Raw genomic sequence first — 7,146 nt, 5'->3', positions numbered from 1 at the left:
TGTCGGCAGCGGCACGTCGGCATATTCGTGCCCGGAGGCATCGAGCATCGCCTTCGGCCACGGCCCCGTGGCGCCGCCGAGGCCGACGGCGATCAGCGTCGGTACATGGTCGAGCTTTTCCTGATACGGCGATTTCGGCACGTCCTTGCCCTTGTCACCGACCGCGGGTGCGGCTTCCGACTGCTCTTCGACCGGCTTCTTCTTGCAAATCTCGTCATGCATGTCGTTGGCCGACATGGTGTCGCCGTAGGCCGGCAGGGCCGCGACCGTCAGCCAGCTCGGCGCCGGTGTTGCAAAGCCCTGGTCGAGCAGCTTTGCCGCCGCTTCGGCGCGGGTGACGGCCGATTGCTCGCCAAGGACCACGGCGACAAGGGTGCGGCCGTTGCGGGTCGCCGAGCCGACCATGTTGAAGCCGGACGAGCAGACGAAGCCCGTTTTCATGCCGTCGGCACCCGGATAGCGGCCGATCAGGAGGTTGTAGTTGGAGATCTCCTTGTTGCCGACGGCGAGCCCTTCGATCGAGAACCACGGGGCATATTGCGGGAATTCCTTGCGGATCGCCATGACCAGCAGAGCGAGATCGCGCGCTGTCGTATACTGGTCCGGCGAATAGAGCCCGTTCGGATTGACGAAATGAGACCCGCTCATGCCGAGCCGGAGCGCCTCGGCGTTCATGCGCTCGGCGAAAGCCGCTTGCGAACCGCCGATATTCTCGCCGACCGCCATGGCGATGTCGTTGGCCGATTTGACAAGCATCATCTTCAGCGCATTGTCGAGCCGCATCACCGAGCCCGGCTTGAAGCCCATCTTGCTCGGCGGCTCGCCGGCCGAATGTTTCGTCATCTTGATCGGCGAATCGAGCTGGACCTCGCCCGCGGCAATCGCACGAAACGCCACATAGGCGGTCATCAGCTTGGTCAGCGATGCCGGATACCAGCGCCTGAACGCCTCCTGATGCTGCAGGATCTTGCCGCTGTTCAGGTCGAACAGGATGGTCGGATTGGGCAAGGCAGGCCCGGCCAGCGCCGGAAGCACAGCTGCGCCCGCCACCAACAGTTTGAGGAAATGCCTGTAGCGCATCATGGAACCCGAAATAGCCTCTTGCCGCAGTCGCCCCTGGCTCCGTAAGATTTCGTTACACGATCGCCAGGATAATAGTCCGGCTCTCTGTTCCCGGACCACAGTCGCGGTGCTATTTACTCTATGTGACGTCAACATGGCAAAGTGCTGCCGATCACAATGTGGAAGCAGCAGCACAATGCAAAGCAGCGTGCATGGTTGCAAGGCAGCAGGCACAATTGCAAAGCAGCAGGTCAAGACCGCCTGCTCCAACCGCGAGATGGAACCATCATGCCGATCCTGAACCGAGCCGCCGAAATGCAGGACGAGGTGGCCGGCTGGCGCCGCCATTTGCACCAGACGCCGGAGCTGAATTTCGACGTCTTCAAGACCGCCGCCTTCGTCACCGAGAAGCTGAAGGCGTTCGGCTGCGACGACATCGTGACGGGTTTGGGCAAGACCGGCGTCGTCGGCATCATCCGCGGCCGCCAGGGCGAAGGCTCGACCATCGGCCTGCGCGCCGACATGGACGCCCTGCCGCTCAATGAGATCACCGGCAAATCCTATGCCTCGACCGTCCCGGGCAAGATGCACGCCTGCGGCCATGACGGCCACACCGCGATGCTTTTGGGTGCCGCCAAATACCTCGCCGAAACACGCAATTTCGCTGGTTCCGTCGCGGTGATCTTCCAGCCGGCCGAAGAGGGCGGCGGCGGCGGCAACGAAATGGTCAAGGACGGCATGATGGAGCGCTTCGGCATCTCCAAGGTGTTCGGCATGCACAATATGCCGGGCCTGCCGGTCGGCCAGTTCGCCATCAGGCCGGGCGCGATCATGGCGGCGACCGCCGAATTCACCATCACCGTCAAGGGCCGGGGCGGCCACGCGGCGATGCCGCACGGCACCATCGACCCGATCGTCATCACCAGCCAGCTTGTCGGCGCGTTGCAGACGATCGCCTCGCGCAGCACCGATCCTGTCGAGGCGGTGGTCGTCTCGGTGACGAAATTCCACGCCGGCGACGCCTATAACATCATTCCCGAGGTCGCCGAGATCGCCGGCACCGTGCGCACGCTGAAGAAGGAGGTCGCCAAGAAGGCCGAAGAGCGCATCCGCGCGCTTTGCGAAGGCCTGGGCGCTGCCTTCGGCGCGACAATCGAGGTCGATTACAATGCCAACTACCCCGTCACCTTCAACCATCCGGAAGAGACGGTCTTTGCCAGCGACATCGCGGCCAACGTCGCCGGCGACAGCCACGTGCACCGCGCCATCCAGCCGGTGATGGGCGGCGAGGATTTCTCCTACATGCTGGAAGCGCGGCCGGGCGCCTTCATCTTCATCGGCAATGGCGATACCGCCGGCCTGCACAACCCGGCCTACGACTTCAACGACGAGGTCATTCCGCACGGCATGAGCTATTGGGTGAAGCTTGCGGAGACGGCACTGGCGGCGTAGCCGTTCGGCATCGGCGGGCGGCAGCCGCCGCACCTCTGGGCGGCAAAATCGGGCAGGACAATGCTCTGATAGTCAATTTCGGCCGGATGACTTCCGGGCAAGGCCGAAGGCAATGCCCAGAGCAATGCCGATTCCAATACCCGCAACAATGTTGTCCAACACGACGCCGATGGCCACGCCGATCACGACGCCGAGTGTGATGTGTTTGGCATCTATCATGCCCGGTCATGTAGCGTCGAAGGGGAGAGCCGCAACCGCTACGGCCCACTCTTCGGATCCTCGACTTCCAGCGCCTCCATGACCGGCGCCAGGTCGCTCTCTTCAGCAGGGGCGGCAGTTTGTGGCTGTTCGCCTGTCCTCGCCTTTTTCAGGGCTGCCTCGATAGCTTCCTGGATATTGCCGAGCTCGTCTTCGCGAACCTCGTGACCATAGCCGGCAGCGTCGGCATCCTGCTCGAATTGCTGAGCCAGGACGGCGACGCTCACTTCGCTCTCGGCCGGCAAATTGCCGACATTCTCCTGCAGCCAGGTTTCAAAGAACTCTTTCGTGGCGCTCATGCGGGTCTCTCCTTCGGGACACTAAAGCGCGACGGCATCCCGAAAGTTCCGCTATCTCGATCCCATCTTTGCGTCCCTTGCTGGCAACGGTGGGATGACCGAAAGCATCTGAGCCCTGCTCCCGCAATTCCGCGAGGCCAGGCGGCATTGGCGCCGCCTGGCTCGGTTGCCTACTGGCTAGCGGCAGTCGTCGGTTCGCATGAGACGTCCGGGTTCATGTCGGCGAAGGCGCCGGTGGGGTTGCCTTTCCAGGCCCAGACATGCAGCTCGTAGAACGGGCCGAGGCCATAGCGATTGGGCGCGCTGTTGAAGTTGAACAGATGCCCATCGAGCGATGCCGGGCCTTTCGAGGTGATGTATTCGACCGCGATCAGCTTCAGCGTCCCGTCGGCCATCGGCTCGTACATGACGGCTTCGGGTTTGGTGACGTCGACCGCGTCATCCTTGAGGTAGCCGGGATTGACGTAGTGGATGCCCATGGCGCCGCCGGTGATGCCGCTGGCGCAGGGGATTGGCGCATAGCCCTCGGCGGTCGCCGCCGCCACGTTCTCGAAGCGGCTGTTGACGGCCCGCACCTTGTCGGCCAGCGGATTGGTGCCCGGAGCAGCCGCCGTCTGATGGGCCTGCGCCAACGCCGTGCATGCCGACAGCAGCGCAGCAGCAGCGACAAATCTATTGCGAAAGTTGATTGTCATATTCATTCCATTCTTCTTGAAGAGCCCAACCTGGCCGGCCGCCGGAAATAGGGAGGTCCGGCAGGTGGGCGCTGTGGCTGTTGTTGCTCGGAGATCCCTGTCCCGATGCGACGAACGCCGAGGAGGATCATCCCTTCGGCAGATAGGGGATGGTTCCGGCCAGATCGGAATTGTCGATCAGCTGAAAACGGCTGTCGCTGCCGCCCTGACGGGCCGAAACGAAGGGCGCGTAAGCAGGATCGTCGGTGAAGGCGCGGGCCGCTGCCTCGGTCGGGAACGCCATCAGGGCAATCAGCGTCGTGTCGAGCGGCTTGCCTTCGAGCGTCTTCACATTGCCGCTGCGCGACAGATATCTGCCGCCGTGCTTGTGAACGAGGTCGTGGACCGACGCGGCATAGGCCGGCATCCACTGCGGGTCCCTCACCTTGATGTCTGCGATAACGTAAGCGGTCATGGGTTATGTCTCCTGGTCGTGCACAGGGGTATCCCGTGCAGCGGCCAAGGGGTCGCATGGCAAGGGTCGCGCCAGCCAGTCCGCGATCTGTACTGGTGTGGCGAATCCGAAATTCGCCTTCACTTTGGAGCGGCGCAGCGAGCGAATTTCGGATTCAAAAGCCACACCAGCAAGTGCTTGGATTCCAGTGTGGTTTTGGATTTGAAGTTCCTGAACGCTGATGCCACCCAGAAAGCAGGAACGTCAAATCCACCACACTGGCCGGTACAGTTTCTGTACTCGCCGTGCCGCGGGGAAAGCGTTATGATCCGGGCTAAGTTTGAGGGGAAGACAACATCATGACCCAGTCCGGATACAAGCAGTTCTGCCCGTTATCGATGGCCGCCGAGGTGCTGTGCACCCGCTGGACCATGGTTCTGCTTCGCGAGCTGGTGGCGGGCTCGACCCGTTTCAACGATCTGCGCCGCGGCGTCCCCAAAATGTCGCCGACCCTTCTGTCGCAACGCCTCAAGGAGCTCGAGCTGGCGGGGATCGTCGAGCGCAAGGAGGTGCGCGGCGAGAAAGGCATCTTCGAATATCGGATGACCGAGGCAGGCAGGGATCTGCGTTCCGTCGTCGAGGCGATGGGTTTTTGGGGGCAGAAATGGGTCGAGTCCCGGCTGTCCCTGAAGAACCTCGATCCGTCGCTGCTGATGTGGGACATGCGGCGCAACCTGAACGCGTCACCGCTGCCCGACGGCCGCACGGTGATACAATTTCTGTACCAGGAGCTCCCCGCCTCCAAACGGTCGTGGTGGCTGATCGTCGAAAAGCACGGCGAGGTCGATCTCTGCTGGTATGACCCGGGCTTCGATGTCGATCTCTACGTCTCGACCGACCTGCACACCATGACCGAAATCTGGATGGGACTCATTACGGTCGAGAAGGCCGGAGCGAAAGTCGTTCTGACGGGAGACCAGGACATCGCCCGCAAAATGCAGACCTGGCTGGGCCTGAGCCCGTTTGCGGTCGAACCCAAGCGAGCGGCCTAGCTGCCTCTTGGCGAAACGTCCCGAAGCGGTTATGTGTCGGGCGTGATGGTCCCGTAGCTCAGTAGGATAGAGCGGCAGATTCCTAATCTGTAGGTCACAGGTTCGATTCCTGTCGGGATCACCATAGTTTTCAGAGACTTACCGGGTGGCCGCCGTACTTTTCTCCAAATTAGTACGGCAATTAGTACGGCGAATTTTTGCGTGAGTATTGGTGTTCGGTAGAGGGACGCGCCGGAGCGGCGCGGTCTGCGAACTTACGCGCAACAGCAGAAGCGGCCGAACGGCGGCTCCGGGAGCGCCGGGAGCGCCGGGAGCAGTGCCCCATCCGACGCTGTTGCACGTGCCCTAAAATGAAAGTCCAAAACTACGACCGCGCGAAAGCCATAAGAGGCCCGATATCGTGATTGTCGGCCGCCTGCAGGGCCGCAACATATGCGGCGCGCAGCTCGCCGACGTCGGCGAGACTACCGCCGCCCCAGCTGAACGGCTCGCCGCCGAGCCGCTCGATCAGAAGATCCGCGATCAACCGCGCATGACGCCCGTTGCCGTTCGGAAAGGGATGGATGGCGACGAGCCGGTGGTGCATCCGGATAGCGATTTCGTCTGGTGGATAGGTGTCGTGTTCCACCCAGTAGCGTACGTCATCGAACAAGGCAGCCGTTTCCGTCGGAATGCGGTAGGTGTCGATGCCGATATTGCGCGCTGTCTGTCGGTACTGTCCTGCCCAACCCCACACATCGCCGAACATGCGCTCGTGCAGCGTCCGGGCGAAGTCCACGCTCAGGAGGTCGGCAGGTCTGCGCCCGCGTCGAGCGCGCGCCCAGGCTGCGCCGTCAAGGATGTTCTCCTGCTCTGCCTCGTTGAGGTCGCTTCGATGCGTGATCCAGCTTTGCAACAGACCTTCGCGCTCCTCCGGTGTGATCGGCGTTGCGTCCTCCGGTTCCTGGAAAAGATCCGTCACGGCTCGTTCCAGAGGTCTCTTTCCTTGATCGCATCGCGGATGTAGGCCTCGATGCGCGCCTCCTTCCCGGCATCGCCGGTCCCCTGCGCTTCGAGCTTCATCGTGTGGGCGACGCGCTGAAGATCGCGGATGGCGATTTTTCGGGCGCGCTGCTTGACGGCGTCCTCCAGCGAGGCATTCGGCACGAGCGCATAGACGAGCGTGCAGTCCATCGCCTCGGCGGCGCGCCGTAGCGTGCTGAGTTGGATGGAGCCGCTGGCTTCCGACTTCTCGATGGCCTCGACCGTCTGCGGGCGGATGCCGAGCCGGGTTGCGAGCTGAACACCCGTCATGCCGAGCGCGTCCCGGATCGCCCGTATCCAGCCTTTGGGGGGTGGGCGGAACCGGTCTTCTGGCTTGAGGCCTGAAAGCCGTTCATCTAGCCGCCGCCTGGCGCGTTGACGTGCGTCGCTTTTCATACTGCAGCCTGATTCTATTTCCGATAGTTTCAGTCTGTAGCATGATAATGTCGCCAATAAAATCAGGTCACAAACAGATTTTGTCCCCAATCAATCAGCTTATAGGCTGCAGCCATCGGCCAAGCGGACGTTCTGCCGGCTCGCGGGCAGCAGATACGCCGGTCTCTCCGTTGGGCTGGCGAAACACCGAAAAACGAAAGTTACACCGATCAACTCGCCGCCGCGTTCGTTTATCGCCTCATGGACCGACAGCCGCAGTGGAGGAAGGTTTCCGAGAGCGGATCGAGCATTGGGCTAGGAACCGGCGCCGGAGCCTCAGATCGTCTGGATCACTTTGGCGCGGTCACAAGTGGACCCAGGCCCCTTGTGCTGGTAGCGTGCATTCACTCTGAGCAAGCAAAGTTGGTTGCACGGACATGCAACCAACGATGCCGACATTCATTGGCGGCAGCGATTTGAGAACGCCGCGTCGCATC

9 protein-coding genes and 1 tRNA gene are annotated in these 7,146 nt (G+C 62.1%); 3 read left to right on the top strand and 7 right to left on the bottom strand.

Annotated features, from left to right (window positions below):
• The coding region (locus tag NKJ08_RS03565) for a D-alanyl-D-alanine carboxypeptidase family protein (protein WP_352781313.1) at nucleotides 1-1,080 on the bottom strand (1,080 nt) is incomplete at its 3' end.
• Nucleotides 1,081-1,350: 270 nt separating this feature from the next.
• Here NKJ08_RS03565 and NKJ08_RS03560 point away from each other — a divergent pair.
• On the top strand, nucleotides 1,351-2,514 hold the full coding sequence (locus NKJ08_RS03560) for a M20 aminoacylase family protein (protein WP_352529079.1): 1,164 nt from the start codon (nucleotides 1,351-1,353) through the stop codon (nucleotides 2,512-2,514).
• Between the two features lie 72 nt (nucleotides 2,515-2,586).
• Here the strand turns inward: NKJ08_RS03560 and NKJ08_RS03555 are convergent, their stop codons facing one another.
• The 4 genes from NKJ08_RS03555 to NKJ08_RS03540 form a co-directional block, all read right to left on the bottom strand.
• Entirely contained in the window at nucleotides 2,587-2,733 is a 147-nt protein-coding gene (locus tag NKJ08_RS03555; RefSeq protein WP_352529081.1) for a glycine zipper domain-containing protein, read from the bottom strand.
• Nucleotides 2,734-2,771: 38 nt separating this feature from the next.
• The gene (locus NKJ08_RS03550) at nucleotides 2,772-3,071 is read right to left on the bottom strand and encodes a hypothetical protein (RefSeq protein WP_352529083.1); all 300 of its coding nucleotides are present in this window, start codon (nucleotides 3,069-3,071) and stop codon (nucleotides 2,772-2,774) included.
• Nucleotides 3,072-3,241: 170 nt separating this feature from the next.
• On the bottom strand, nucleotides 3,242-3,772 hold the full coding sequence (locus tag NKJ08_RS03545; protein ID WP_352529085.1) for a hypothetical protein: 531 nt from the start codon (nucleotides 3,770-3,772) through the stop codon (nucleotides 3,242-3,244).
• A gap of 121 nt (nucleotides 3,773-3,893) precedes the next feature.
• On the bottom strand, nucleotides 3,894-4,220 hold the full coding sequence (locus NKJ08_RS03540) for a DUF1330 domain-containing protein (RefSeq protein WP_352529087.1): 327 nt from the start codon (nucleotides 4,218-4,220) through the stop codon (nucleotides 3,894-3,896).
• A gap of 338 nt (nucleotides 4,221-4,558) precedes the next feature.
• Here NKJ08_RS03540 and NKJ08_RS03535 point away from each other — a divergent pair, with 338 nt between their 5' ends.
• The gene (locus tag NKJ08_RS03535; protein WP_254816613.1) at nucleotides 4,559-5,251 is read left to right on the top strand and encodes a winged helix-turn-helix transcriptional regulator; all 693 of its coding nucleotides are present in this window, start codon (nucleotides 4,559-4,561) and stop codon (nucleotides 5,249-5,251) included.
• Nucleotides 5,252-5,298: 47 nt separating this feature from the next.
• Nucleotides 5,299-5,375, top strand: a tRNA-Arg gene (locus NKJ08_RS03530).
• Nucleotides 5,376-5,615: 240 nt separating this feature from the next.
• Here the strand turns inward: NKJ08_RS03530 and NKJ08_RS03525 are convergent.
• Both NKJ08_RS03525 and NKJ08_RS03520 read right to left on the bottom strand, forming a co-directional pair.
• On the bottom strand, nucleotides 5,616-6,212 hold the full coding sequence (locus NKJ08_RS03525) for a mobile mystery protein B (protein WP_352781303.1): 597 nt from the start codon (nucleotides 6,210-6,212) through the stop codon (nucleotides 5,616-5,618).
• Entirely contained in the window at nucleotides 6,209-6,670 is a 462-nt protein-coding gene (locus NKJ08_RS03520) for a mobile mystery protein A (protein WP_352781302.1), read from the bottom strand. The genes NKJ08_RS03525 and NKJ08_RS03520 overlap by 4 nt, the downstream gene beginning before the upstream one ends.
• Nucleotides 6,671-7,146: the final 476 nt, after the last annotated feature.

The organism is Mesorhizobium sp. M0244 (genome assembly GCF_040321795.1).
Lineage (GTDB): Bacteria > Pseudomonadota > Alphaproteobacteria > Rhizobiales > Rhizobiaceae > Mesorhizobium.
The sequence above is the reverse complement of the archived record's forward strand: the minus strand, read 5'-3'. Positions and strand labels throughout refer to the sequence as shown.

Coding starts and splice junctions, on each gene's coding strand:
- NKJ08_RS03560 (WP_352529079.1), top strand. CDS start 1,351: ATGCCGATCCTGAACCGAGCCGCCGAAATGCAGGACGAGGTGGCCGGC.
- NKJ08_RS03555 (WP_352529081.1), bottom strand. CDS start 2,733: ATGATAGATGCCAAACACATCACACTCGGCGTCGTGATCGGCGTGGCC.
- NKJ08_RS03550 (WP_352529083.1), bottom strand. CDS start 3,071: ATGAGCGCCACGAAAGAGTTCTTTGAAACCTGGCTGCAGGAGAATGTC.
- NKJ08_RS03545 (WP_352529085.1), bottom strand. CDS start 3,772: ATGAATATGACAATCAACTTTCGCAATAGATTTGTCGCTGCTGCTGCG.
- NKJ08_RS03540 (WP_352529087.1), bottom strand. CDS start 4,220: ATGACCGCTTACGTTATCGCAGACATCAAGGTGAGGGACCCGCAGTGG.
- NKJ08_RS03535 (WP_254816613.1), top strand. CDS start 4,559: ATGACCCAGTCCGGATACAAGCAGTTCTGCCCGTTATCGATGGCCGCC.
- NKJ08_RS03520 (WP_352781302.1), bottom strand. CDS start 6,670: ATGAAAAGCGACGCACGTCAACGCGCCAGGCGGCGGCTAGATGAACGG.